This window comes from uncultured Maricaulis sp. (assembly GCF_963975345.1).
Lineage (GTDB): Bacteria > Pseudomonadota > Alphaproteobacteria > Caulobacterales > Maricaulaceae > Maricaulis.
This window is the reverse complement of sequence record NZ_CAXBGE010000004.1, coordinates 1-25946: the sequence shown is the minus strand read 5'-3', so window position 1 is coordinate 25946 and position 25946 is coordinate 1. Positions and strand designations below refer to the sequence as shown.

Here is a 25946-nt window from a genome sequence, read left to right as displayed (position 1 = left end):
TGAATTTCTTCTCCCCTAGGTGACGCGGTTTTTTTTAACCAACCGATCCGCGTATCTGTTTGGCATTTGAGCATCGACCGTGCGCGCTGTCAGCCCGTTTTTCCCTTTGCGAAAAAAAACTTCTAACCTGATGCAAGCATACCGCACTTACCAATTTCCGGTGCGGCGTCCGCGAGCCTCTTTCTTCCTGCCCGGACTCTGCTAGGCTGCGCAGTGAACAGCGTTCAGTCTTGAGACTCTGGGGAGAGAAATGAGAAGATTTTTCATAGGCTTGGGCGCGATTATCGCCACCCTCATCATGGTCGCAGCCGGTTGGTATTACCGCCCTTGGTCCGAATATTCTCCGGCCGAGATCCAGGCCGCCACCCAGCCAGACCGGCTCGCCGCCACATTTCGCGATATGGACGATATTTTCCCCTACAGGACGATTTTCGCTGGGGATTCTCCGATTCCCCTGCCACGCGATGTGCGCAATGACCCTGTCACATTCGAATTTGATGGCCGCCAGGACAGCGTTGATGACTGGCAGGCCGCCTCCGATTCCACCGGGCTGATCGTGCTGCACAATGGTGTCGTCGTGCACGAGCAATATCTGCTCGGCTCGACACCGGAAACCCGGCATACGAGCTGGTCAGTCGGCAAGAGTTTTGTCGCCACACTGATCGCGATGGCGATGGAAGACGGGCATATCGCCAGCCTCGACCAGACCGCCGAAATGTTTGCGCCACAATATGCCGGCACGGATTACGGTCAGACGACGCTGCGGCATCTGCTGATGATGTCCGCCGGAGTGCACTTCAACGAGGATTACAACGCGCCGGATTCGGATATTCGTCGCCTCTTCCTTGGCGCCAATATCTATGGCCAAAATATCGATACCCTGGTTGGCGAGATTGAGCGCGACCGTCCTGCCGGACAGGATCTGCAATATGTCAGCGCCAACACCCAGGTCCTCTCGGCGGTCATCCGCGGCATTTACAATGCACCTCTGGCCCAGGTCGTCGAGACGAAGATTTGGCGTCCGTTGGGCATGGTAGGCAATGCCTCATGGAACCAGAACATCCAGGGCGATAACGGCATGGCGATCGGCTATTGCTGCCTCAATGCCCGCCTGGAAGACTATGCCCGCATGGGCCAGTTCTACCTGCAGGACGGCGTGTGGGATGGCCAGCGCCTGTTGCCCGAAGGTTGGGTGACGATGGCGACGCGCCCGAATGCGCCCTTCCAGGAAGCCGGGCCAGCCTCTGTCTATCCGCATCGCGGCTATGGCCTGCATTTCTGGGTGCCAGAAAACCATGACGGCGAATACTTCATGGCCGGCGTTTACGGCCAATATGTCTGGGTCGATGAGCGTCGCCATATCGTGATCGCCCGCACAGCGGCCGATACGACTTGGGGGCCCCGTACCGCAGAATCGATTTCTGCCATGCGCGCCCTCGCGGCGCATTATGGTGACCCCATCGCCGTGCCGGATTTGCCCGGTGAAGGTGAACCGGCCACCGGCCCTGAAACCGGCGAAATCCCGGTCACGGAGACTGGTGATGAGTGAAACGGCTTATGATTACATCATCTGCGGTGCCGGTTCGGCCGGCTGCACCGTTGCTGAACGCCTGTCGCGCGATCCAACCGTCTCGGTCTGTCTGCTTGAGGCGGGCGGCTCTGACGATAGCCCGATTATCCGCACGCCGATGCTGTTGCAATTCGCCGTCACCGGCGAGGATTTCAACTGGGGCTATTGGACCGAAGAGCAGAAACACCTGCATGACCGCAAACTGCTCTGGCCACGCGGCAAGACGCTAGGCGGCTCCTCCTCGATCAATGCGATGCACTATATGCGCGGCGCCCACGAAAATTACGACGAGTGGGAAAGTGCTTATGGCGCGAAGGGCTGGAACTGGGCCAATGCCCTGCCCGCCTTCAAGGAAGTCGAGCACCAGACGCGTGGGCCGAGCGAGTTGCACGGCACCGATGGTCCGCTCTGGGTCCAGGATATAGCGCCGCTCAATCCCCTGACCGAGGCCTTCTTCAAGGCCGGAGATGAGCTGCAATACAAACGCAATCCCGACTTCAATGGTCCAACCCAGGAAGGCTTCGGTCCCTACCAGGTGACCCAGAAGGGCAAGAAGCGCTGCTCTGCCGCCGATGCCTTCCTGCGCCCTGCCCTGGAGCGGGAAAACTGCTCGGTGACGACCAAGGCGATGGTGCGCCGGGTAATCATTGAGGGCGGCCGCGCTACCGGCGTCGAGGTCGATATTGACGGTGTCACGACCACGCTCACAGCGCGCAAGGAAATCATCCTGTCGGGCGGGGCGATCAATTCGCCGCAAACCCTGCTGCTCTCGGGCGTCGGGCCGGCCGATGAATTGCGCGCCCTGGGCATCGCTGTTGAATCCGACGTGCCCGGTGTCGGCAAGAATTTGCAGGACCATCTCGACATCACGGCCCAGCTCTGGACCAAGTCCTCGACTTCGATCGGCAATTCGCTGCGCTCCATGCCCAACCACCTCTATATGGTGGCGCGCTGGGCTCTGGCGGGGGACGGACCCTTCACCGTCAATCCCGTCCAGGGCGGCGCCTTTATCAAATCGGCGTTTGCTGGCGATCTGCCCGATATGCAGTTGGTCTTCATCCCCGCCATTTCCAATCCGCACGGGCTGGAAAAGGCTTGGGGGCATGGTGTCACCCTGCATGTCTGTCAGCTCTACCCCAAGAGCCGCGGTGAAATCACGCTCAAATCAACCGATCCCTATGAGCATCCGGCGATCCAGCCGAATTATCTCGAGGACGAGTTCGATCTCGAAGTGCTCGCGGATGGCCTCGGCAAGGTGCGCGATATTCTCGCCTCGCCGGCCTTCGATTATGATCGCAAGGCCGAGCGCTGGCCCGGCGCCGAGGTGACGACGCTGAACGGTCTCAAGGATGATGTTCGGAAACGCGCCGAAACGCTGTATCATCCGACCTCGACTTGCGCGATGGGGTCGGGCGAGATGGCCGTCACGGACAGCCGCTGCCGCGTCAAGGGTGTCGCGGGGCTGCGTGTCGTCGATGCCTCGGTGATGCCACGCCTGATCGGCGGCAATACCAATGCGCCGACGATCATGATCGCGACGCGTGCCAGCGCGATGATCGCCGAAGATAATAACACGGCCTGAGCTCGAGCTCATTGAGACCAGCCCGTCGAGCCCAGACTAAATCAGGAGGCCGCCATGAGCGAAGCCGAAGCCAAGCAGATCGAACGCATGAAATCCCTGCTCGCCACCCAGCGGGACGCGTTTCGTCATGAACGTCACCGGCCGCTCGATTTGCGCAAGCGCGACCTCGCCCGCATTGCCGCTCTGTGCCGGAATAATAGTGATGCGATCTGCGACGCGATCAGCCGTGATTTTGGCAATCGCGCCAAGCAGGAAAGCGTCATCGGCGAGATCGCCTTCGTGATCCAGGATGCCGATCACACCGCCAAACACCTAAGCAGATGGGCCAAATCGCGCACCGTCTCGACGCCGATGACTCTGATGCCCGGCAAGTCAACGATCCGCCGCGAACCCAAGGGCGTGGTCGGCATTGTCTCGCCATGGAATTACCCCTTCCAGCTGGCCATGGCACCGCTGGTGGCAGCACTGGGTGCCGGCTGCCGTGCGATGATCAAACCGTCTGAACTCACGCCGGCGACAGCGGATCTGATGAAGCGTCTGATCGGCGAAGCGTTTGAGGAGGACCATGTCTGCGTCATCAGCGGCGGGCCGGCGGTTGGCGAGGCCTTTTCCAAGCTGAAATTCGACCATCTCTTTTATACCGGCTCGACCCAGGTCGGCCGGCTCGTCGCCATGGCGGCGGCAGAGAATCTGGTGCCCGTCACGCTGGAACTCGGCGGTAAATCGCCCGCCATCGTCACGCCGGGCTATCCACAATTGAGCGCCGCCAAATCAATCGGTTGGGGTAAATTCTTCAATGCCGGCCAGACCTGCGTTGCGCCCGATTACGTGATGGTGCCCAATGGCGAGGAGCGCGCCCTGGGCGAAGCGATCATCAAGATCGCCGAGCATCAATTCCCCGAATCCTCCAGCGATGATGCCTATACCGCCATCGTCTCGGATCGCCATTACGAGCGCCTGACCGGCATGATCGAAGAAGCTCGCGCTGGCGGGGCCGAAATCCTGCAGGCCAAGCATGATGCCCAAGCCGCCCAAGCGGCACGCAAAATCCCGCCAACGGTGGTGCTCAACCCGCCCGCCGATTCAAAGCTGATGACCGAGGAAATCTTCGGCCCGCTATTGCCAGTGATCGGCTATAGCGAGATCGACGCCGCGACGAATTATGTCGCTGACCGCGAGCATCCGCTGGCGCTGTATGTCTATTCCACCGACAAGGAGATGGCATCGCGCATCCTCGATCAGAGCCAGTCCGGCGGTGTTGGCATCAATACCAATCTGCTCCACCTCTCCGTGCCCGACCTGCCCTTTGGCGGTATCGGAGCGTCGGGTCAGGGCAGCTATCATGGCGAGGCCGGTTTCCTCACATTCACCCATGAACGTGCGGTCTTTGCGACCGGCAAATGGCACCCCTCCCGCCTGCTCGCCCCGCCCTACGGGAAATTCTACGAGACGGTGTCAAAGAAGCAGATGAGCTAGCATCGACGCCAACGGCAGCACTTTACGATCATCACAAGCTCCGTCCCGGACTTTGTCCGGACCACCTCTTCCATCAGGGAAGAGGAAGGAGATAATCGAGGCCGGTCAGATCAAGCGCCCACCTCTTCCTTGATGGAAGAGGTGGGCGCGGAGCGGTCGGAGCTGGTGAAGACGACGAGCACAACGCGACGGGTCTGGTGCTCCCAGCTTGGCGGCGTTTCCGAATTCGCCTAACACAGCGCTAACTTCAAGCTCTACAGGAACGCCCCATGTCCCTTCCCCTTTCCGGCAAGCGCGCCTTGATCACCGGTTCCAGCCATGGCGTTGGCCTGGCGGCGGCGAAACTGTTTGCCGAGCAGGGCGCGGAAGTCGTGCTGCATGGCAATGCCAATATGGCCGATGCCGATCTGGCCGTACGCGAGATCGGACCGCGCGCGCTGGGGGCTGTCGAGGCGGATCTGTCCATGCCGGGAGCTGGCCGCGATCTGGTCGAGGCGGCGCAACATCTCGCGGGCGGCAAGCTCGACACGATCATCAATAATGCCGGCATCCATTGGGCAACGCCCTTCGAGGCCTCAGATCCCGATTGGGAGGCGGCTTGGGCGACCATTCTCCAGGTCAATCTGATGGCCGTCGCCGATATCTGCCGTGCCGCCATTCCCTCCATGGTGACGCGCGGCGGCGGCTCGATCATCAATATCTCCAGCCGCGCCGGCTATCGCGGCGAAGATCGCGACCACATCGCCTATGGCGCCTCCAAGGCCGCGCTGCTGTCGCTGACGAAAACGCTGGCGCGCCAATGGGGGCCCGACGCGATCTACGCCTATGCCCTCACGCCCGGCTGGATCAATACCCGCATGGCACCGCAAAACGCCGCCGGCATCGCCGCCGCCCAGTCGGAAATACCGATCGGCCGCATGGCTGAACCCGAAGAAATCGCCGCCATGTGCGCCTTCCTCGCCTCGGGCGCCTGCCAAAGCGCGACGGGCAGCTGTATCGACATCAATGGCGCGAGTTATGTGCGCTAAACGCCTGTTGGGCTGACAACCTTCACCACGCATCAACCCGGCCGAACACCGCGCTCATGCGAGGCAGGCCTGTTGCCAGCATAGGGTATTTCGCCACTTTCGCGCACCATCAGATCGAGCTGGTGGCGGATCCATAACTCGGTCTGATAGCGCCAAACCCGTTCGGCAAATGCCTCCGGCAGGCCAAATTCGCGCGCGCAGCGCCTCACATTCTCCAACACCGCCTCATTGCGATCCGCATCGACGACATAGCGCGGGAAGCGCTTGATCCGCGCCGCCGTCTCGACGAGGACTTTGCGCGCGGCCAGCATGCGCACCAATTGGCGATCTACCCGGTCGATCTTCAACCGCACCGCAGCGAGATTGGTTTCGCTCACGCCATCGTCCATTCCAGCCCCGCCTTCCCGGCCAGATAGCCATTCACAAGCGGCAGCGGCAGCGTCGAGGCGCGCACGGCCTCGACCATCTCCCGCGCGCTGCTGTCGCCGTCGAGAAATTTGCGCAGGGCGTTGGCGACCTCGACCGTCCCGATGCTGTGCGGCGACAGACGCAGGGCCGATATCCCCGCCATCCGCAAAGTCTCCGGCGTTTCGGTGCACAGCTGCAGGCCATCGGACAGCGTCTGAACGCCGTTGAAAGCGAGAAAGGCGGTGCCATCGAGCGTCGAGACTCGGCAGCCATCGGGATCATGTTCGCAGACATAGCGGCAAGAATCGCGATTGAGGCCATGCTGACGCGCGTGATAGCAGCGGCCTGAATGCGCCAGCGGCAAACGGCCAAAGCCAAACAGTTCAGTCTCCAGCCCGGGACAGCGCGCCGCGATGTCAGAGATCGACTGCAAGGACAATTCTACCGGCGGACACCAGCGCGTGCAGCCCATTTCCTGCAGCATCAAGGCCGTGTCTTCATTATAGACATTGAGGAAGGGTCCGGCCGTAAACCCGGCGCCGGCGCGGCCCGCCAGCCCGCCGAAATCATTCAATTCCACCTGTTCACCTTCGCGCACCAGCTCCTCGGTCAGGCGACGTTCGCGGCGATTGACCGGTGAGATCAGCGTTGACCAGATCACGGTCTTGCCGGCCCGCTCGAGCCGTTCTGCTGCGGTGGCGACGGCGAGCTGGGTCAAGGGGCCCCGCTTGCCGCAGACGATTTCACCCAGATAGACCCGTTCGACCGGCGTCTCATCGGCAATCCGGGCATAGAAATCGAGCAATTGACCGGAGGGCCAATTGAAATAGAGCGGCCCGAGGCTCAGCGCGATCGGGGACGGGTTCATCGCCATGTTTTCTTGTACGCTCCCACCGTGCCGCGCTGGCCTTCCGCCAGCGTATTGAGCATCGCAGCCCCAGCTGCCGGCTGCCCATCCGCGCCGCCCAGCGCATCAATCGCCTGCCGGAACTGGCGCGTCACCGCTTCGACATAGGCCTTGCCGCGCTGGCGGCCCTCGATTTTGAGCGCCGTGACACCGGCATCGAGCAATTGCGGTAGCACATCGATTGTATTGAGACTGACGGGATCCTCGAACAAATGCCCGGTCTTGCCGCCCGCCATGAAGCGGCCCTTGCACAGGGTTGGATAGCCCAGCGGGGCGCCGTCGACCTGCCGGTCAATCGTCAGTCCACCGAGCGCGACTGAACGGCTGCCATCCTGGCGCGAATAGCTGACCGCTTCAGGCGGCGAGCAAACGCCGTCGAGATTGGGCGAGCGCCCGGTGACATAGGAGGACAGGTCACAGCGCCCCTCCGTCATCACACATAGCCCGCCAAAGGCGAACACCTCGACCTCGATATCGATCTCGCCGATCAGCGCCTTGATCTCGGGAATCGACAGGATCCGCGGCAGCACGACCCGTTTGACGCCGAAGCGGTTTGCGTAAAACCGGATCGCTTCCGGCGTGCCCGCCGCCGCCTGGACCGACAGGTGCACTCGTAGATCCGGATGGTGTGAGGCGGCCTGTCCCAGCACAGCCATGTCGGCGGCAATGATGGCATCGGCACCGGCCGCCGCTGCCGCATCAACGGCGCGGGCCCAGATGGCCGTTTTGCCGGCTTGGGCAAATGTGTTGATCGCGACCATCACCTTGGCGCCGCGCTGGTGCGCATAGGCAACGCCTTCGGCCAATTCGGGATCGGAGAAATTGAGACCGGGGAAATTGCGGGCATTGGTCTCGTCGCGCAGCCCGCAATAGACCGTATCAGCGCCGGCATTGACCGCCGCGCGCAAGGCCGAAGGCGTGCCCGCCGGGCAGACCAGTTCGAGTGGGCCGCGCGTCATGCCTGGCTCCCCGGCATTACGGCACGCCACGGCGCTGACGGCACAAGCGGCAAAGCCGGTAGCGGCAGGAGATCGAGCAGTGTCATCTCCGCCTCCTCGATCGCATTGCGCAAGCTGAGTACAATGGCGGTATCGCCTTCAATCCATAGATCGGAGGCGAAGAATGCGGCATCGCCATCCTCGCTGCCCTGCATCAGACGCAATAACAGATCGAGCGGTGCCTCGATCCGCGCCTCGCACGGCGTCAACGACCCGGCCCTCACCGCCTTCACCGATCCACGCCGCCCGTCCGGGCAGACCAGAAACGCAATCGGTGCACCGGCCGGGCAGATCAGAATGCGCGCCTGACGCGCCGCACCAAGCCGCTCAAAGACTTCGGGCCTCCGCCGAGCCAGCCGCCGTAGCGACGCCGTCAGCATCAACGCCGCCGGCTGCATCGCCAAGGTCGACGCTTGCGCGGCGCCGCGACCCAGCGGGCCCGCCGGCCAAGGCCGCGCTGCGAGGATCCGACCCATGGTCTGAACGGGACGAAGCAGTGATTGTGGCAACATGATCGATCAACCCGGGCCGTTTCGGTCTCCAAGTGATAGCCCCGTGACTTGATATTTATCAAAGCAAGAATCTGCGACAAAGGCGCACAGGCGGGGTTGTGCTGACGCGTCAGCAAGGGCAGACAGGGGCAGATCGTCGCCGATGGCGGCGCGCCAGACCGGCTTTGACCCGAACCAAGGACGAATACAGCTTGAAAAACTACGCAAATCCGACCTTCGCCGACCGCAAACAGAGTGCTGCCGAGGCCAAGAAAAAGCTCCTGGAAAAATTCAAGACCGCGCCGAAGCTCGACGACCCGGAACTCGCTGCCAAGCGCGCAGAACGCGAAGCCATTGCCAAGGCCCGCGAAGCGCGCCGCCTTGAGCGCGAGCGCGTGAAAGAAGAAACAAAAGTCCGCAAAGCTGCCGAACTCGCCGCCAAGGCCGAAGCCGCCCTCGCCGCCGAACAGGCCGAGATCGCAGCGCGCGAAGCCGAAGAAAAGCTTGAGCTCGAGCGGCATATCGCCGAAGAAGCCGCGAAGAAAGCCGAGCGCGATGCGCGCTATGCGGCAAGGAAGAAGCGCAAGCGCTAAACGCGATTCGGGCGGGCGTCAGCCCGCTTCCCGCTCCACCCATACAACCCATCTTCCCCCGGAGGAGCGCAGCGAATTCCGGGGCCTGCATCCCGTTGGCAGCCTAGCTGGATTCCCCTCCGGCAGACCCCGGAATAAATCCGGGGGAAGGGATATGATGTGTTTGGTGGAGAAGTGGCCAGCGGCCACACCTTGCCCTGAAACCCATGCCGGGATCCGCCAGGCTGGACTTGGCAAGGGATTTAAGGGCGGGTCTGCCTCAGCTGGCTGCAACTCGAGAATATGGAAAAAACCATCAAGCGTTAGAAGCTTTTCCAAGGACATCTTCTGGATCCACCAAAAACTTACGGTTCGCACGTTCAACTGCAGCGGGTAGATAATCTTGGAGCCCGTCAATTTCACTGATCTCTACTCCACCAAGCCGTAGCGCCGCCCCTAGATCCTGCAGCGTCATTCCACTTACATTGATCTCCAAGGTCTCTCGTCGAGCGTACGGGAACAAATGATTGATACGGGCCTGAATCACCCCAAGTGCACGAATGTAGTCCATCACAGTGAGGGGCACGACGATCGAGCTTTGATCCTCAAAGCTCTTCCGAAGGCTTCTAAGTCTTGAATTGTGAATTTGAAGCTCAGCCAATAGCACAGCGAGGTAACGCGATACGTCTCGTGGAGCAAACCGGATAATTTCCTTCAGGACCTCACGGTACTTATCTGGCAATTCAGGGGGCGCTGGTGCCAAGGGAGCAGTCGACGCACTGCCATTTTTTTTTGAGCGCTTCCAAGCGGACACCAGCGTAGCGAAGCACCCGTCACAATACTCAGTAAGCGCGCTCAACTGTTCAGGGAGAAAGGGCAGCTCAGCAATAAAGTTGCGCTCCGCGGCCCGCACCTCTTTCAATTGAGCCGCACCGAACGCGACGATACTAGCGGCCAAGGCGAGCATTCCGACATTGAATCCTTGCCAAGCGTACCAGGCACGCTGAATTTCCGCCCAATCGAAACAGGCGATAAAAATCGGTGCTACGATTGCAATCAGTATCCAGACTGCAAAACCGAGAGCCGCTAACATGTAGTGCCATCGGGACGGTGCCCAAAGCCTCAACATCTATTTCCCCCTACTCCGCCGCCGCCAGCACCCGCCCGGCGCGATAAACCGTCCCCGGCTTCGCCCCTGTCAGCTTGCCATTCTCGATCACCACCTCACCGGCGACAATCGTCGCGGTATAGCCGGTTGCGCCCTGCAGCAGGCGCTGCCCGCCGGCTGGCAGATCGCGGACCATATGGGGCGGTTCCATCTGGAGATTGTCGAGATCGATGATGTTGAGGTCGGCTTTCAGGCCTTCGCGGATATAACCGCGATCGGACATGCCCATATAATCGGCTTGGGCACCGGTCAGCATGCGGACGACGCGCGGCAGGGATAGTTTGTCGCCGCGGGTGCGGTCGCGGGTCCAGTGGGTGAGCATATAGGTCGGCATTGAGGCATCACAAACCGTGCCGACATGGGCGCCGCCATCGGACAGGCCATAAAGCGCCTGGGGATGCTGCATCATCTTGAGGACATTGTCGTAATTGAGCTCGGTGTAATTATACAGCGGCAGATAGATCAGCTCATGACCGTCGCGCTCAAGCAGGGTGTCATAGATCATCTCCATCAGGGTGACGCCCTTGGTGCGGGCCTTGGCGGCGAGTGAATTTTCGGCGGCCTGTTCATAGTCCGGCGGATTGCCGAGCTGGAAGAATTTCTCGGCGACATAGTCGATATGCTCCATCAACATATCGGCGAGCGGCGGCACGGATGAGCCCGGCCCGGCCAGTTTTTCGCTTTTCTCGCTGAGGATTTTCGCCTTGAAGGCGGGAGCCTTCATGCGCTCGACCCGTTCCGCCAGCGGCAGGTCGGCGATGGTCTTGTAGCTGGGATAGCCCATGAACGGGTGGAAGGTGCAATTGAAGCCGAGGAAGACACCAATGGCGCGCGGTGCCACCTGCATGCGGGCATCGACGCCCTCTTCCTTCAGCTTCTCGGTGCGGGCGATCAGTTTGAGCCATTGATCGGGCGCGAAATCGCGCTGCATCAGAGAGAAGGAGAATGGCCGGCCGGAGGCTTTGGCATAATCGGCGATGATCGACCATTCCTCGTCAAAATCGGCTTCGCCGCGTTCCAGATTGAAATCGCTCACGGCCTGCAGCACGCCGTAATCGAGACCGTTGAAGGCTTTCGCGATACCGGTCAGTTCGGCGCGCGTGGCTTCGGATGAAGGTGTCCAGTCGCCATCGGCGCTCTTGTGGACGTCGGAGCGGCCGGTGGCGAAACCAATCGCGCCAGCTTCCAGCGCTTCGCGCGTCAGGCGGCGCATCTCGGCGATGTCATCATCATTGGCGGGCTCGGAATGGATCGCCCGCTCGCCCATCACATAAACCCGCAGCGGATCGTGTGGCAGCATGGCGGCGATATCGATCGTGCGCGGCACTTGGGCCAACGCGTCGAGATAATCGGGGAAGCTTTCCCAATTCCAGGTCAGGCCTTCTGCCAGCGCGGTGCCGGGAATGTCCTCGACGCCTTCCATCAGCCGGATCAGCTTGTCGTGATCGGCTTCACGGACCGGCGCGAAGCCGACACCGCAATTGCCCATCACGGCGGTGGTGACACCATGATCGATCGAGGGCCGCAGATCGCCATCCCAGCTCGCTTGGCCATCATAATGGGTGTGGACGTCGATGAAGCCTGGCGTGACGATCTGACCCTTGGCGTCAATCGTGCGTTTGGCCGCGCCGATATCATTGCCGATCGCCACGATACGCCCGTCCGTAATCCCGATATCGGTCCACACGGCCGCGCCGCCTGTGCCGTCAAACACCAAGCCGCCCTCGATTTTGAGATCAAACATCGCCTATCCCTCCGCATCCATTATTGTGCTTTTTTGCTTGTCACCCTTGTGCACCCAATCGAGCGTCCGGAACAAGCCTACCAGCGTTCCGCCGGAAACAAGGTGCCATATCCCCCAAAAGGCGGTCATCACGGCGGCGCCGCCAATCCCGTCGAACTGGTTGAGCAGGATCAGCAAGCCCAGACCACTATTCTGGATCCCGACCTCGAAGGTCAGCGCCCGTCGCCGTGCGATATCGAGGCGCAGCAGCCTAGCTGTGCCGGCACCGAGCGCCAGGGCGCTGGCATTGTGGATCACCGCGATTGGCACCACGACCGCGCCAGCGACCAGCAGCACAGACCAGTTCTGCTGCAGCCCGACCGCGATCAGCGCCACCAACGACAGCAAAGAGAGCGGCGACAGGACCTTGCGCATCGCCGCGGCGGCGCGTGGAAATTTCGCGGCCACCAGCATCCCGACGGCCAGCGGCAGGGCCAGCAATAACAGGGTTTGGGTCAGGAAGGGCAAAGCATCAACGTCGAGCGTGCGCACCAGAGCGGCGGTTGGCGGATACAGGCTCGCCCAGACCAGGATTGAAACCGGCGTCGCAATCGCCGAGCTAACACTGGAAATCGCAGTCAGAGAGACGGAGTACGCGGTATTGCCGCGCGCGAAATCGGTCAGGATGTTGGAGACATTACCGCCGGGGCAGCAACCGACGACGATCATGCCCAGGGCGATACTCGCTGGCGGCGACAGGATCAGGATCAATCCCATGGTCACCAGAGGCAGACCGAATATCTGCGCTGCAACACCACCCAGGATCCGCACCGGCTGTCGGCGCAGCGCACCGAAATCCTCCAGCCGCAGCGACAGGGCGACCGTAAACATCATCCCGATCAGGATCAGCGCAATCGCGGCGCGGATTTGATCGTTCAAGACGACCCTGAGATCGTCGATTGCCACTGCGTCCATCGACCGGCCCCACCCCGCTTCAACGGCCAGTGTGCAGGGAAATGGCGAGTGGGCAAACACCCAGCCCAGCACAGCGCCGACCCGTCTGTTTGGGCCTCGGACAAAAAGGGTCGCCAAACACGGATCGGTCCCGTATCGTCCGCCCACATCAGACTTACGGACCGAGTGGCGAGGATGGGCAATCCCACCGATACGGGCCAAGGGCCACGATCCTTTCGATCCTGATCGATTGGATTTCAAGTATACGAAAAATCCAGGTGTAGGTTGCTACGGTCTTTGGGGGACTGTTCATGGGACGCAAACGATTCGACGAAATGCCCTGCGCGATTGCGCAGACGCTCAACCAGGTTGGCGATTGGTGGACACTCCTCATCGTCAGGGACGCCATGAAGGGCGCCCGCAGGTTCAGCGATTTTCATGACAGTACGGGCATCGCCAAGAACATACTGACGGACCGGCTCAACAAGCTGGTAGAAAACAAAATCATGGCGCGCGAAGAGGTCGGCGTACGCGGTCATCGGCAAGAATATATCCTGACCGAGCGCGGAGAAGCGCTCTTCCCGATCCTGATCGCCATGCAACAATGGGGCGATTGCTGGGTTTACGGGAACAACGATATGCCCGTCGAGCTGGTCGATACCCGGACTGGCGAAAGGCTTGCACCCCTGACCGTTTCCAATGAAAGCGGCGAATTGGTCTCGCACCATGATATCGGCGCCAGAGAACCGTGCGAACCCGCCAATGAGCGCGCTGCCAATGAGGGCCGCCGCTAGAGTATTTCATCGGCCCCGCACAGAAAACATCGACATAAACAGCGTTCACCGCTTATCCTGCCTGCACTATCCGGGAGGGGATGATTCATGATCGACACATTCAAGCGCGTAGCCGTCCTGGCACTGGCAGTCAGCCTCGCCGCGTGCGGCGGGCCGCAGGAACGCGACCTGGCCGGGGCCGACCACAGCTATCAAAACCAGCTGATTGAACGCTTGATCGACGCCCAAGCCGGCGATGTGATTGAAATCCCTGAAGGTGTCTTCGCCTTCGACCGCTCGCTCAGCCTGACGGTTGATGGTGTCACGCTTCGCGGCCAAGGCCCCGACCGCACGATTTTGACCTTTCAGGGTCAGGTACAGGGTGCCGAGGGCCTGCTGGTCACGGCCAATGATTTTACGATTGAAAACCTCGCCATCGAGGACACTGCGGGCGACGGCCTCAAAATCAATGAAGGCGAAAACATCATCATCCGCGGCGTCCGGGTCGAGTGGACCGCCGGGCCGCGTACGGAAAACGGCGCCTATGGCATTTATCCGGTGCAAACGACCAATGTGTTGATCGAGGATTCGATTGCCATCGGCGCCTCCGATGCCGGTATTTATGTCGGCCAGTCGCACAATGTCGTCATCCGCCGCAATCGAGCCGAGCGAAATGTCGCCGGCATTGAGGTGGAGAATACGATCGGTGCCGATGTCTATGACAATGTCGCAACGGAAAACACGGGCGGCATTCTGGTTTTCAACATGCCCAACCTGCCCCAGCCTGGCTATCAGACGCGGGTCTATAACAATCATGTTTTCGGCAATAATACCGGCAATTTCGGCCATGCCGGCACGCCCGTTGCCAGTATCCCGGCCGGCTCGGGCATTGTCGTGAATTCCAATGATCTCGTCGAGATTTTCGACAATGACATCTCCGACAATCGTACCGCCAACATCATCATCTCCAGCCTGCATTCGACGGGTTATTCAAGCTATTCGGTGCAGGAGGATTTCGATCCATATCCGGAAGGCATCTACATCCATGGCAACCGGTTTACCGGTGGCGGCGACAATCCGGACGGGCTTGAACTGCAAGGGCTCAAACTGCTCGTTTCCGGGCCACTCGGCCGTATGCCGGACGTGTTGTGGGACGGGTATTGGGACGCGGCCAAACTGGTCGATGGCGTCCTGCCGGACAATTTGCGCCTCTGCCTCGATAATGGCGAGGCCCAGATGGTCAATGCCGACGGGCCGAATGATTACGCTTCTCCCGCCATCGTGACCGACCAGCACCGCTGCACCTTGGCGCGCCTGCCAGTAATCGAGCTTGCTTCGGCCCAATGAAACGTCTTGTTCCGATGCGTGTTGCTTTGAGCCTGATCCTGTTACCGGTCCTGTCGCTGGCGCTCTTCGCCTGCGGCGGACCGGAGAGCTCGACGCCGCGATACATCGCCGAGGGCAATCCGCCACTGCTCAGCGATTGGGGCATGATGGCCTCCAACGGGCGCAGCCTCACCCTTGGTCCGCGCGTCGAGCCCTATGATCTGGTGACGCCGCTATTCAGCGATTATGCTCACAAGCAGCGCACGATCTGGATGCCTCAAGGCGTCAGCGCCAATTACCGCGACGACCAGGTGCTCGATTTCCCGGTGGGTACGGTTATTTCCAAGACCTTTTACTATCCGCGCGGCAGCGGCGATGACGAGGTGTTGCGCTCGCTCGATCACGCACCGGGCTGGCGCGCCGACGGGCTCGACCTGGCGCAAATCCGCTTGGTGGAAACGCGCATACTGGTCCACCGCGAGGCCGGCTGGGCCGCCATCCCCTATGTCTGGAACAGCGAACAGACCGAGGCCCACCTCGCCCGCGCCGGCGATATCCAGCGCCTGACCCTGGTCGCCCCCGACGGCCGCCGCGAAGACTTCGTCTATGCCGTCCCGACCAGCAATCAATGCGCCGGCTGTCACGCGATCAATAATACGACGCGGGAGATCGAGCCGATCGGACCGGCGGCGCGCCATCTCAATCGCGATTTCGATTATCTCAGCGGCCCGCAAAACCAGCTCGCCCACTTGGCGGCTGTCGGTTATCTCGGCACCTGGCCCGGTAGCGAGGCGACCCCGCGCGACGCCGATTATCTTGACGAGACCGCCGATCTCAATGACCGCGCCCGCAGCTACCTCGATATCAATTGCGCCCATTGCCACAACCCGACCGGACCAGCCGACACTTCGGGCTTGCATCTGCGCCATGATACGGCTCCAGGGCCTCATCTCGGCTTTTGCAAACCGCCCATCGCGGCGGGTGGCGGCACGGGCAACCGGCCCTATGCGATCCAGCCCGGCGAGCCTGACCAGTCGATCCTGCTCTACCGGATGCAGATCACCGATCCCGGCTCACTAATGCCCGAACTGGGCCGCGCCGTGGAACATGTCGAGGGCATCGCCCTGATCTACGACTGGATCGCCTCGATGTCGCCGAGTTGTACCGACTGAAGTCGCCAACCCAAGCGTCCACCTCGCGTCTGACGCGAATTTCAGCCATATCTTCGCTTGAGAGCGGCGCAGCGGCGAGCTAGAATTATTACAAATGGCAGGCCATTCCGGCCCTGCCGTCCCTGGGGAGTAAATTGATGATTACGATGATGCTGGCCGCCCTGGCCCTGATGTCGACACCGGCAGAAACGCTGGTCGACAACGCGCTGCAAATCCAGGCAGGCGAGATCACCTACACCACGTTTTTCGAGGCCGATGGCACCTACACCACCGATGTCGGCATCAGCGGAACCTGGTCGATCAGCGATGGTCAAATGTGCGTCGTGCGCAGCACCGGCGAAAGCGGCTGCCAGCCGGTCGCTGAAAGCCTCGCTCTCGGCGATAGCTGGGAAGGCGTCAATCCAGCTACCGGTGCGACCGTGACCTATACCGTCATCGCGCGCTAATAGCAGCGCAGCGATACCGCATGAACTGAGAAGACCGGCAGCTTGGCGCTGCCGGTCTTTTTCTGTTCAGTCCCCGAAGGAACCGGCGGCGCCAGGAAACACCACCGGCGTCTCCGACCCATCCAGCGCGACCGCCGATACCCCGAAATAATAATTGTCGATCACCACATTATCCAGCGTGTATTCGCTGACCGGACCGACAAAACGGCTATAGGTCCATTGCGGCTGGTCGGTCAGGCGCCAGTAAATGCGGTAACCGGCCAGATTGGCGACCGCTGGCCCAGTCGCCGGAGTCCAGCTGAGATGCGTGCTCGGCTGCACGGCGCCGGCAATCGTCACACCGGACGGGAATGGCGGTGCACCAGCCATCTGGGCCATCGTCGCGACATTCAGCGCTGTCAGCTTGGCGGCATAGGCGAAATTCACCCCATCAACGGTATCGCCATAAACGTGGCCATTCTCGGTACGCAAATCCTGGTGTTGACGGTGGTAATTCTCATTCGTCTCCATCACACGCACGCCGGGAATGCCGACCGCATTGAAGGGACGGTGATGGCCGCCGCGGCCAAAACGGTCGAGGCGGTAAACCATCATCACATCGAGATTGGGGACATATTGATCGGCAGTGCGATCAATGAAGCGGGCCAGATTGCGTGACGGACTGTCAACTTCGCCGCCCGTGAAGCGGCGCGCCCTCGCCTCCTCCGGCGTTTCGACGTCGCGCGTACCTTCAGAAAACACCCGGGCGGTGGAATTGTCGGTGACGCCGTTAATACCGGAAATATTACCAATCATATCGTTATTGAGCACGCCCTTGATGCGCCACCCGGCCTCGAGCGCGTGGGCGGCGACGATCTGGCCGCCGAACAGGCCCTGTTCCTCGCCGGACAGGCCGGAATAGATGATCGAGCCATCGAATTGGTGCTGGCTTAAAACACGAGCGGCTTCGAGCACGCCGGCCATACCGGAGGCATTGTCATTGGCACCGGGGCTGTCGGATGTGCCGTCGAGCGGATCAGTGACGCGGCTGTCGATATCGCCGGACATCACCACATAGCGATCCGGATCGATGCGGCCACGCTGGATGGCGATGACGCTGACCACTTCGGTTGGCTCTGGAATACGCGTCTCGCCGGAAATCGTGTCGGAGATATACATCACTTCGAGACAGCCGCCGCATGTCGCAGAAATCCGCTCGAATTCGTCATGGATCCAGCGCCGGGCGGCACCAATGCCGCGTGTGTCGCTCTCTGTCTCCGACAGGGTGTGACGGGTGCCGAAGCCCACCAGGGTCCGGATATCCGCTTCGATCCGGTCCGCCGAAACAGCATCGACATAATCATGCACGGCTAAGACTTCCGATGGCGGGCCCTGAAGCGGGGCCTGTGCCTGGGCCATGCTGGTCGCCGCCAGCAGGGTCGTGCCGAGAAGGATAAATCTGCGCATCACATTCCCCTGTATCCATATCGATATCCTGTCCCAGTGTTGGCGCGCCGCGAGGCCGGGTCAAGCATCGGCACGGTAGAAGACAGCTGACGGCCCCAATGAGATTCTGAGAGTGGCTTGTCAGGCCGGGCATGACACCTCATAGTTGTTGAGTGATCTGGAGCGTCCATGAATTTTTTCCAATCCATCGCCAGCGTGGCCCGGAATTATTTCGGCTTTGACGGGCGCGCCTCGCGCAGCGAGTTCTGGCATTGGGTCCTGTTCCGCTACGGGGTTATCTTCGTCATCGTGGTGCTCATTATCATGCGGGCTTATGCCCAAGGCTATCATGATGGCTTGGCTGCCAGCTTGGCCTCGCCGTACATATGGTCTGACGGCAACACGGTTCTGGTCGACAACAGGCCGCCCTTCGGGACGCTGGCTTTGATCTTTCTGGCCCTGACCTTTTTCCCCAATGCCGCCGTTTCGATCCGGCGCCTTCACGATATCGGGCGATCGGGCTGGTGGTTCGTCGCCCTGCACTTCATCCCGCTCGGCGAAATCCTGCTGTTTGTGTTTTATCTCCAGCGCAGTTCGCCCGGATTGAACCGGTATGATGACGGACCCAACCCCCTCATTCGTCCCGCACACCGGAACAGCCCCTTCTCCCAAGCTTGAGCGGGCCTGTCCCCGAACGCGACTCGTCTGACCGGCGCCGGGCCGGAAGCGCTGACAGCTTTGCGCGCGCACTGATCCACGCCTGCAACCGATCTCGATCCGGAACCCCGATCTGTCCATAGCCCGGTTTCACCAGACCAAGTTTATGCAACACGGCCAGAGCCCTGCCGCTGGACACGCGGGATACGCCCAACGCAAAGGCCAGTTCAGTCTGGGTGCAGCGGACAGGACCTCCCGAGCGTGTCGAGGCACGGGACATCTGCCAGAGCAGCTTGGCAGCCCGGACCGGCAGCGGCAGGCGGCGCATATCATCGATCAGCTCCGTCGCCGCATGCAATCGCCCGGTCACCGCCGTCAACATGATCCGGCTCAATTCGGGCTCCACGGCAAGGATGGCGTCAAATGCGGCGCGGTTGATCTGGTCAACGACGGTTTCGCCAATCGCGACGGCATCATGGGTGCGCGGCAAATCGGCAAACAGTGAGAACTCGCCAAAGCATTGCCCCGGCCCCATCAGCGTGATGACGACATAGGATCCGTCGCTACCGGCATTGCCAAAACGCACCGCCCCGGAGCGCACCATCGACAGGCCGGGCTTGATATCGCCGCGGGCGTGGATCAGCGTTTGATCGGGATAGCGGACCGGCACGCCGCCCGCGCGCAGCAATCCCGCCAGTCGCGGCGTCAACAAATCACCCAGAGCCGGCATGGTGAATTCAAACAGATCCGACATCCTGGCCTCAATTGTAAACTTATTGGCATTCTATCGGCTCGATCTGCGCTAGTTCAAGAGCGACGGATCCATCCGGACCTGCATCGGGACGATATCGACCATGAAACTGGAATATCTTGCTGTTCTCGGCGTTTTCGCCAGCTTCGTGCTGCTCGAGATCATGTTCACCGGCTTCTTCCGCAAGCCGGGTCAGACGCGCGGCGATGGCTGGGTCGAACTGGCAGCCGGTTTCGGGCTCGTGCTGTTGATCCAGCCAATGGCCGTGGCCGGTGGTGGGCTGGTGGCCAGCCTGGTTGCACCGCAGGCGCAGGGCATGTTGGCGAGCTGGCCGGTTCTGGCCCAGCTGGGCCTGCTTTTGATCTTCGACGATCTGTCACAATACTGGTGGCACCGCGCCTCGCATTCGATCCCGTGGCTCTACAAGCTGCACCGGCCGCACCATAATGCCGAATACCTGTCGATCCGCGTCTCTTACCGCAATAACCTGTTTTATTACGCGATGATGCCCGGCCTGTGGGCGTCCGGCGCGCTGATCTGGCTCGGCCTTGGCTGGGTCTATGCCGCCTATCTCGTGGTCAAGATGAGCGTGATTTTCGCGGCCCATTCCGACGTGCGCTGGGACGAGCCGCTCTACAGGATCAAATGGCTCTCGCCCGTGATGTGGGTCGTTGAGCGCACCATCTCGACGCCCGCCACCCATAGCGCCCATCACGGCAAGCATGCCGATGATGGCATCACGAATTACAAGGGCAATTTCGGCAATCTCTTATTCTTTTGGGACGTGTTGTTCGGCACCGCCAAGATCACCCGGCGCTATCCGGAAAAGATCGGCGTCGAGAATTTGCCGCCGACCAGCGTTGGCGAGCAGCTGATCTGGCCGCTGGTGCGGGTGAAAGCGGGAACGGCGCCAGCGGTCACCGACGGAGGCGTAGGGGACACACTATAGTGTGTCCCCGTCATCACCCTACGGAACCAGAACCACTTTCCCGATCGCCTTGCGGCCGGACAGTTCGCCAAAGGCGGCGAGGAAATCGTCGAGCTTGTAGCGCCCGGCGACATGCGGCTTGATCTTGCCGGCTTCGAACATGGCGAACAGCTCGTCCATATTCGCGTAGTGCGCCGCCGGATCGCGCATCGCCCAAGCGCCCCAGAACACACCGACCACGGATGCGCCCTTCAGCAGCGGCAGATTGAGCGGGAGCTTCGGGATCGGCCCTGCGGCAAAACCGATCACCAGGTGACGGCCTTCCCAGGCGATTGAGCGGAATGCAGTTTCAGCGAAATCGCCGCCCACCGGGTCATAAATCACATCGACACCCCTGCCGCCGGTGATTTCCTTGATCCGGGCGCGCAGGTCTTCGGACGTGTAGTTGATGCCCTCATCGGCACCATGTGCCTTGGCGGCGGCAAGTTTTTCGTCGCTGGAGGCACAGGCGATGACCTTGGCGCCCATCGCCTTGCCAAGCTCGACCGTCGCGAGGCCGACGCCGCCGGCGGCGCCGAGCACCAGCAGGGTCTCGCCCGGCTGAAGTTTGGCGCGTTGTTTCAAGGCGTAATAGGAGGTCGCATAGACCACCGTCAAACCCGCGCCCTCCTCGAAGGACATGCTGTCGGGGATTTTGACGACGGCACCCGCGGGCGCCGCGACCTGCTCGGCAAAGGCACCTGTGAGGCCGTTGAAACAGACCCGGTCACCGATGGCGACATTGGTCGCGCCCTCGCCCAGCGCGGTGACGATGCCCGCCCCCTCACCGCCCGGCACGAAGGGCAGAGGCGGTTTGAACTGGTATTCGCCGCGCACGCACAACAGGTCGGGAAAGTTGAGCCCCGCCGCCTTGACGTCAATCAACACATGCGCTGCGGGCAGCAATGGCGTGTCGATTTCCTCGACCTTCATGCCGGCTTCCAGACCAAATTCGCGGCAATAGAGCGCGCGCATCATGCCACCTCAAACAGGCCGGCTGCGCCCATGCCGCCGCCGACACACATGGTGCAGACGACATATTTGGCACCGCGGCGTTTGCCCTCGATCAGGGCGTGGCCAACCATGCGCGCGCCCGACATGCCATAGGGGTGGCCGATTGAGACGGCACCGCCATCGACATTGAGCAATTCATCGGGAATGCCCAGCTTGTCGCGGCAATAGATCACCTGGACGGCGAAGGCTTCATTGAGCTCCCACAAGCCGATATCGCTGACCTTCAGGCCATTGGCCTTGAGCAGCTTCGGGATCGCGAACACCGGACCGATCCCCATCTCGTCGGGATGGGTGCCAGCCACCGCCATGCCGCGATAGATGCCCAGCGGGGCAATGCCGCGACGCTCGGCGTCCTTGGCTTCCATCATCACGGCCGCCGAAGCGCCATCAGAAAGCTGGGAGGCATTACCGGCGGTGATGAATTTGCCTTGCTTGATCCGCAGGCCATCGGCGAAAACCGGCTTCAGCCCGGCCAGGGATTCCGCCGTGGTGCCGGGGCGGTTGCCCTCATCTTTTTCCAGCGTGACGGCGCGGTCTGTAATTTCGCCGGTCTCCTTGTTCATGACTTTCATGACCGAGGGCAAAGGCACAATCTCGGCATCGAAACGGCCGGCCCGTTGGGCGGCATCTGTGCGGGCCTGTGACTGGGCGGCGTATTCGTCCTGGGCTTCGCGGCTGATGCCATAGCGATCGGAAACGACTTCGGCCGTTTCCAGCATCGACATATAGAGCTCTGGCTTGTTCTCGACGATCCAGGGATCGAGCGCCCAATTCTTGGTCATCTTGTCGGTCTGAACCAGCGAGATGCTCTCCAGCCCGCCGCCAATGGTGACAGTCATGCCATCGATGATGATCTGTTTGGCGGCTGTGGCAATCGCCATCATGCCGGAGGCACACTGACGGTCCATCGACATGCCGGCGACCGTGTCCGGCAAGCCGGCACGGATCAGGCTGTTGCGGGCGATATTGCGGCCCGTCGTGCCCATCTGCATGGCACAGCCCATTACGACATCATCAATCTCATTAGGGTCGACGCCGGAGCGTTTAACCGCTTCGCCGATGGCGTGACCGCCCAGTGTCGGGCCGGAAGTGGCATTGAAAGCCCCGCGATAGGCCTTGCCGATCGGGGTACGCGCCGTGGATACGATGACAGCTTCACGCATGGGTCTCACTCCTTGATTGTTGTTTTATACCAGACGATTTGCTGGGTGGTGGCCAGCAGGCGTCCGTCGCGGCTCCAGATCCGCGCATGTTGATCATAAAAACCGCGGCCGCCGCGTGCGGCATGGGCCTCGATAAGCATGTAGTCGGTACCAACCGCAGCATAGTCCTCGGGGCTGGCATGAAGATAGACGGTCATCGAGACCGTCGCGACCATGTCGAATTCACCGATGACGTGAAACAGGCGCGGCGTCGGCGTGTCGGCCAAGGCGACGAGCGCGACCGCATCAAGCGGGCGGGCCGGGTCGAGCCGGATCCAGGCCAAGCTGTGGGTGCAGCCATCACCCTTGGCGAAGGGCGGGCTGCGTGTCGGGCGCATTTCCACCGTGCGTGACCAGGCCATCGGCAGGTCGGCGCGGACGCAATCTTCCGGTGCCGGCGCTTCAGGTCGCTCACCCTCGGTCCAAGCCACAGTCTCCCGGCGGCGCGACAGTATCCCCATCGCCCGGTTCGATGGCCCGGCATCGCCGGCTGCCGTCAGATCGACATGCCAGAATTGCGTATTCTTACCGCCGCGATCACAGACGACGTCCAGCGTAACCGGGCCTTCACGCGCGCCGGCCAGAAAATCGGTCGTAATCGAGACCAGCTCCATTTCCGGCCCGGCGGCCTCGATCATCGCCTTGGCCAAGATCGCGGCGCTCCAGCCGCCATAGGGGCCGATGATATTCTTGAAGTGGGGCGTTGCCGCGCCGGTGAAGCGGACATCCGCTCCTTCGCCAGCGGCCCGCTCCAACGCGGTGGATTGGTCAAAGGCGTGCACGGATCAGCCCAGCTTCACGCCGAAATGAGCCGCAGCCTTGCCGAGGAATTTCATCGTCTGCTGGCCACCCTGTTCAAACATTTGCTGCCCGGCCGGATCGATGATGGCCTCGATATTGGCGGCGACATGTTCCGGTGTCTGCTGTTCCGGTGGCAGGTAAATGCCATCGGTCTCGTAGACGCGGGTCGCGGCATAACCGCCGGCACCGGCGCACAGCACCAGACGCGAGGGTGCATCATCGCTGACCAGATAGACCAGACCGGCGGAGACGCTCTCGACCGTCATCAGCTTGAGCGCCTCTTCCGGGATCAGGCCTTCGGTCATGCGCGTCGCTGCCGTTGGCGACAAGGCATTGACGCGGATGCCGTATTTGGCGCCTTCCAGATGCAGCACATTCATGAAGCCCACGAGGCCCATCTTGGCGGCGCCGTAATTGGCTTGGCCGAAATTGCCGTAAATGCCCGAGGAGGACGAGGTCATGACGATGCGGCCATACTGGCGCTCGCGCATATGATCCCACAGCGCCTTGGTGCAGATGGCCGAACCGGTCAGGTGCACCGACGTGACGGCGTTGAAGTCGGCCATGTCCATCTTGGCGAAGCTCTTGTCGCGCAGGATGCCGGCATTATTGACCAGGATATCGACCTGACCGAAGGCCTTCATCGCCTCGGCCACCATGTCAGCGACTTCGTCTTCCTTGGTGACATTGGCGCGGTGCGAGATCGCCTCGCCGCCGGCCGCACGGATTTCCGCGGCGACATCCTCGGCGGCCGAGCCGGAGCCAGTGCCATCGAGCGAGCCGCCCATATCATTGATCACCAGTTTGGCACCGCGCGAAGCGAGCGCCAGCGCGTGCGAGCGCCCAAGCCCGTTGCCGGCGCCGGTGACAAGGGCAACGCGGCCGTCAAAACGAATTTCACTCATATCATGTCTCCGAAAATGGACTTCAGGCGACGACCTGCATCGTCAGCCATTGGGCAATAAGGGCGGGCTTGTCCTCGCCTTCGATTTCAACCGTGACGCCGAAGCGTAGCATCCACTGGCCCGGTTTTTTCTCGACGGCATCCTCAAGCACGAAGCGGCCGCGAATTTTCTTGCCCGAGCTGACCGGCACCAGGAAGCGCACCTTGTCAAAGCCGTAATTGATCCCCATCGCCATGCCCTCCAGCACGAAGGCGATGTCCATCGCCATGCGCGAGAGCATGGAGAGCGAGAGGAAGCCGTGGGCGATCGTGCCGCCAAACGGGGTTTCCTTCGCGGCGCGCTCGGCGTCGAGATGGATGAATTGATGGTCTTCGGTGACATCGGCGAACTGGTCGATGCGAGACTGGTCAAGCTCGATCCAGTCGGACAGGCCGATCTGCTGGCCGATATGCTTGGCAAGGTCTGCGGGCTTGGTGCTCGCCATCAGTTCATGTCTCCATCGCTCAGAAGTTCTTTTCTCAGGCCCGGCTTGTCGACCTTGCCGGTGCCGCCACGCGGTAATGGCGCGTCGAGACGCCAGTAATGAGCGGGGCGTTTGAAGGCGGCCAGATGCGGCTTCAGGAAAGCGTCGATCTCGTCATTATGCAGGCTCGCACCGTCGCGCAGCAGGACTGCCGCGCCGACACGTTCACCGAGCCGCTCGTCGGGAATGCCGATCACGGCTGCCTCGACAATATCGGGATGACGCGCCAGAGCGCCCTCCACTTCCAAACAGGAGATATTCTCGCCGCCGCGGATCACCATGTCCTTGAGCCGGTCGACGATGGAGAGGAAGCCCTCTTCATCAAGCACGCCGACATCGCCGGACTTGAACCAGCGATCCCCGGTCAGCACAGCCGCCGTCGCCTCGGGCTGGTTGAGATAGCCCTTGAACAGGCAAGGCGACTTGATCCAGACCTCGCCCGGCTCGCCGGTTGGTGCCGTCGAGCCATCAGGTCGGACGATCTTGATCTCGGTGACAGCAGGCACAACGCGGCCGCACGAGCCCGGCTTGGCCTGGTATTCGGCCATATTATTGTAGGCGCCCAGCGCATTGGTCTCGGTCAGGCCATAGCCCGAACTCGACCAAGCTTGCGGGAAAACCTTGGTCAGGCGCTCGACATGCGCCGCAGGCCGCTTTGCGCCGCCCGAACCCATATCCATCAGACTGTCGAGATGCACGCCGCGGCGTTCCGCTTCCAGGGTGACCTCATGCGTCATGGTCGGCACGCCCACCATATTGGTCAGCTGTTCGCGCTCGATCAGATCGACGGCATCGGCCGCATCCCATTTGCGCATCAGCACCATTTTACGGCCCGAGAGCAACGAGGTCATGAAGACGGCATGCGATCCGGTGCAATGAAAGAGCGGCACCGCAACCAGCACGCCGGGATTCTCGCCGAAATGATCGGTGCCGCCCATGGCATGCTTCATCGCCGCACCGAGCAGACCGTAGGACATCACCGCCGTGACCGCGCCTCGATGCGTCAATACCGCCCCCTTGGGCGCACCGGTCGAACCGGAGGTGTAGAAAATTGCGAAATCGGAATCGGTGTCGATCACGAGTTCCGGTGCGGGCTTGCCGGCACCC

26 protein-coding genes are annotated in these 25946 nt (G+C 61.5%); 11 read left to right on the top strand and 15 right to left on the bottom strand.

Features of this window, described 5'->3' with window-relative positions; all coding sequences use genetic code 11:
* Positions 1–250: 250 nt before the first annotated feature.
* The 4 genes from AAC029_RS05075 to AAC029_RS05060 all read left to right on the top strand — a co-directional run bounded on the left by AAC029_RS05075 (position 251) and on the right by AAC029_RS05060 (position 5656).
* On the top strand, positions 251–1549 hold the full coding sequence (locus AAC029_RS05075; RefSeq protein ID WP_339744651.1) for a serine hydrolase: 1299 nt from the start codon (positions 251–253) through the stop codon (positions 1547–1549).
* Positions 1542–3152 (top strand): GMC family oxidoreductase N-terminal domain-containing protein, encoded by a 1611-nt coding sequence (locus AAC029_RS05070; protein ID WP_339744649.1) that lies wholly within the window; start codon positions 1542–1544, stop codon positions 3150–3152. The genes AAC029_RS05075 and AAC029_RS05070 overlap by 8 nt, the downstream gene beginning before the upstream one ends.
* A gap of 54 nt (positions 3153–3206) precedes the next feature.
* On the top strand, positions 3207–4628 hold the full coding sequence (locus AAC029_RS05065; protein ID WP_339744647.1) for a coniferyl aldehyde dehydrogenase: 1422 nt from the start codon (positions 3207–3209) through the stop codon (positions 4626–4628).
* 269 nt (positions 4629–4897) lie between these two features.
* A complete protein-coding gene (locus AAC029_RS05060) occupies positions 4898–5656 on the top strand; it encodes an SDR family oxidoreductase (protein ID WP_339744645.1) in 759 nt (252 codons plus the stop codon).
* A 32-nt stretch (positions 5657–5688) separates the two neighbouring features.
* Here AAC029_RS05060 and AAC029_RS05055 read toward each other — a convergent pair whose 3' ends face one another.
* From AAC029_RS05055 to AAC029_RS05040, 4 genes are read right to left on the bottom strand one after another with little or no spacing between them, the layout of a single operon-like run.
* Entirely contained in the window at positions 5689–6045 is a 357-nt protein-coding gene (locus tag AAC029_RS05055) for a chorismate mutase (protein WP_339744643.1), read from the bottom strand.
* Entirely contained in the window at positions 6030–6932 is a 903-nt protein-coding gene (locus tag AAC029_RS05050; RefSeq protein WP_339744641.1) for a U32 family peptidase, read from the bottom strand. Before AAC029_RS05050 ends, AAC029_RS05055 begins: the two co-directional genes overlap by 16 nt.
* Positions 6929–7930, bottom strand: a complete 1002-nt coding sequence (locus AAC029_RS05045; RefSeq protein WP_339744638.1) for a peptidase U32 family protein — start codon at positions 7928–7930, stop codon at positions 6929–6931. Before AAC029_RS05045 ends, AAC029_RS05050 begins: the two co-directional genes overlap by 4 nt.
* Positions 7927–8481, bottom strand: coding sequence for an SCP2 sterol-binding domain-containing protein (locus AAC029_RS05040; RefSeq protein ID WP_339744636.1), 555 nt, complete (start codon positions 8479–8481; stop codon positions 7927–7929). The genes AAC029_RS05045 and AAC029_RS05040 overlap by 4 nt, the downstream gene beginning before the upstream one ends.
* A gap of 191 nt (positions 8482–8672) precedes the next feature.
* Here AAC029_RS05040 and AAC029_RS05035 point away from each other — a divergent pair, with 191 nt between their 5' ends.
* On the top strand, positions 8673–9053 hold the full coding sequence (locus tag AAC029_RS05035; protein WP_339744633.1) for a DUF6481 family protein: 381 nt from the start codon (positions 8673–8675) through the stop codon (positions 9051–9053).
* Between the two features lie 295 nt (positions 9054–9348).
* Here the strand turns inward: AAC029_RS05035 and AAC029_RS05030 are convergent, their stop codons facing one another.
* Genes AAC029_RS05030 through AAC029_RS05020 form a run of 3 tightly spaced genes read right to left on the bottom strand, consistent with a single transcriptional unit; the run spans position 9349 to position 12898 of the window.
* Positions 9349–10125: a hypothetical protein gene (locus AAC029_RS05030; RefSeq protein WP_339744631.1), complete on the bottom strand. Its 777-nt coding sequence runs from the start codon at positions 10123–10125 to the stop codon at positions 9349–9351.
* 46 nt (positions 10126–10171) lie between these two features.
* Entirely contained in the window at positions 10172–11944 is a 1773-nt protein-coding gene (locus AAC029_RS05025; protein WP_339744628.1) for an amidohydrolase family protein, read from the bottom strand.
* A gap of 3 nt (positions 11945–11947) precedes the next feature.
* Positions 11948–12898, bottom strand: coding sequence for a bile acid:sodium symporter (locus AAC029_RS05020; protein WP_339744625.1), 951 nt, complete (start codon positions 12896–12898; stop codon positions 11948–11950).
* 290 nt (positions 12899–13188) lie between these two features.
* Here AAC029_RS05020 and AAC029_RS05015 point away from each other — a divergent pair, with 290 nt between their 5' ends.
* From AAC029_RS05015 to AAC029_RS05000, 4 genes are all read left to right on the top strand, one after another.
* Entirely contained in the window at positions 13189–13671 is a 483-nt protein-coding gene (locus AAC029_RS05015) for a helix-turn-helix domain-containing protein (protein WP_339744622.1), read from the top strand.
* Positions 13672–13758: 87 nt separating this feature from the next.
* Positions 13759–14997: a parallel beta-helix domain-containing protein gene (locus tag AAC029_RS05010; RefSeq protein WP_339744620.1), complete on the top strand. Its 1239-nt coding sequence runs from the start codon at positions 13759–13761 to the stop codon at positions 14995–14997.
* Positions 14994–16148 (top strand): SO2930 family diheme c-type cytochrome, encoded by a 1155-nt coding sequence (locus AAC029_RS05005; RefSeq protein ID WP_339744617.1) that lies wholly within the window; start codon positions 14994–14996, stop codon positions 16146–16148. The genes AAC029_RS05010 and AAC029_RS05005 overlap by 4 nt, the downstream gene beginning before the upstream one ends.
* A gap of 137 nt (positions 16149–16285) precedes the next feature.
* Positions 16286–16594, top strand: coding sequence for a hypothetical protein (locus tag AAC029_RS05000; RefSeq protein WP_339744614.1), 309 nt, complete (start codon positions 16286–16288; stop codon positions 16592–16594).
* A 66-nt stretch (positions 16595–16660) separates the two neighbouring features.
* Here the strand turns inward: AAC029_RS05000 and AAC029_RS04995 are convergent, their stop codons facing one another.
* Positions 16661–18040: a M28 family metallopeptidase gene (locus AAC029_RS04995; protein ID WP_339744611.1), complete on the bottom strand. Its 1380-nt coding sequence runs from the start codon at positions 18038–18040 to the stop codon at positions 16661–16663.
* 168 nt (positions 18041–18208) lie between these two features.
* Between AAC029_RS04995 and AAC029_RS04990 the strand changes: the two genes are divergently transcribed.
* Positions 18209–18697 carry a DUF805 domain-containing protein gene (locus tag AAC029_RS04990; protein ID WP_339744607.1) on the top strand — a complete coding sequence of 163 codons (489 nt, stop codon included), beginning with the start codon at positions 18209–18211 and terminating at the stop codon, positions 18695–18697.
* Here AAC029_RS04990 and AAC029_RS04985 read toward each other — a convergent pair.
* A complete protein-coding gene (locus AAC029_RS04985) occupies positions 18654–19430 on the bottom strand; it encodes a Crp/Fnr family transcriptional regulator (protein WP_339744604.1) in 777 nt (258 codons plus the stop codon). The two genes, AAC029_RS04990 and AAC029_RS04985, sit on opposite strands and share 44 nt — an antisense overlap.
* 100 nt (positions 19431–19530) lie before the next feature.
* Between AAC029_RS04985 and AAC029_RS04980 the strand changes: the two genes are divergently transcribed.
* Positions 19531–20376: a sterol desaturase family protein gene (locus AAC029_RS04980; protein WP_339744602.1), complete on the top strand. Its 846-nt coding sequence runs from the start codon at positions 19531–19533 to the stop codon at positions 20374–20376.
* An 18-nt stretch (positions 20377–20394) separates the two neighbouring features.
* On the opposite strand, the gene AAC029_RS04975 is transcribed toward AAC029_RS04980, so the two are convergent.
* The 6 genes from AAC029_RS04975 to AAC029_RS04950 form a co-directional block, all read right to left on the bottom strand.
* Positions 20395–21372: an NADPH:quinone oxidoreductase family protein gene (locus tag AAC029_RS04975; RefSeq protein WP_339744600.1), complete on the bottom strand. Its 978-nt coding sequence runs from the start codon at positions 21370–21372 to the stop codon at positions 20395–20397.
* Positions 21369–22571, bottom strand: coding sequence for an acetyl-CoA C-acyltransferase (locus AAC029_RS04970; protein ID WP_339744598.1), 1203 nt, complete (start codon positions 22569–22571; stop codon positions 21369–21371). Before AAC029_RS04970 ends, AAC029_RS04975 begins: the two co-directional genes overlap by 4 nt.
* A gap of 5 nt (positions 22572–22576) precedes the next feature.
* Positions 22577–23392: a thioesterase family protein gene (locus tag AAC029_RS04965; RefSeq protein WP_339744596.1), complete on the bottom strand. Its 816-nt coding sequence runs from the start codon at positions 23390–23392 to the stop codon at positions 22577–22579.
* Positions 23393–23395: 3 nt separating this feature from the next.
* Positions 23396–24316 (bottom strand): SDR family NAD(P)-dependent oxidoreductase, encoded by a 921-nt coding sequence (locus tag AAC029_RS04960; RefSeq protein ID WP_339744594.1) that lies wholly within the window; start codon positions 24314–24316, stop codon positions 23396–23398.
* Between the two features lie 22 nt (positions 24317–24338).
* A complete protein-coding gene (locus AAC029_RS04955) occupies positions 24339–24800 on the bottom strand; it encodes a MaoC family dehydratase (protein ID WP_339744592.1) in 462 nt (153 codons plus the stop codon).
* A partial coding sequence (locus AAC029_RS04950; protein WP_339744590.1) for a fatty acid--CoA ligase family protein occupies positions 24800–25946 on the bottom strand: 1147 nt, incomplete at its 5' end. The genes AAC029_RS04950 and AAC029_RS04955, both read right to left, overlap by 1 nt.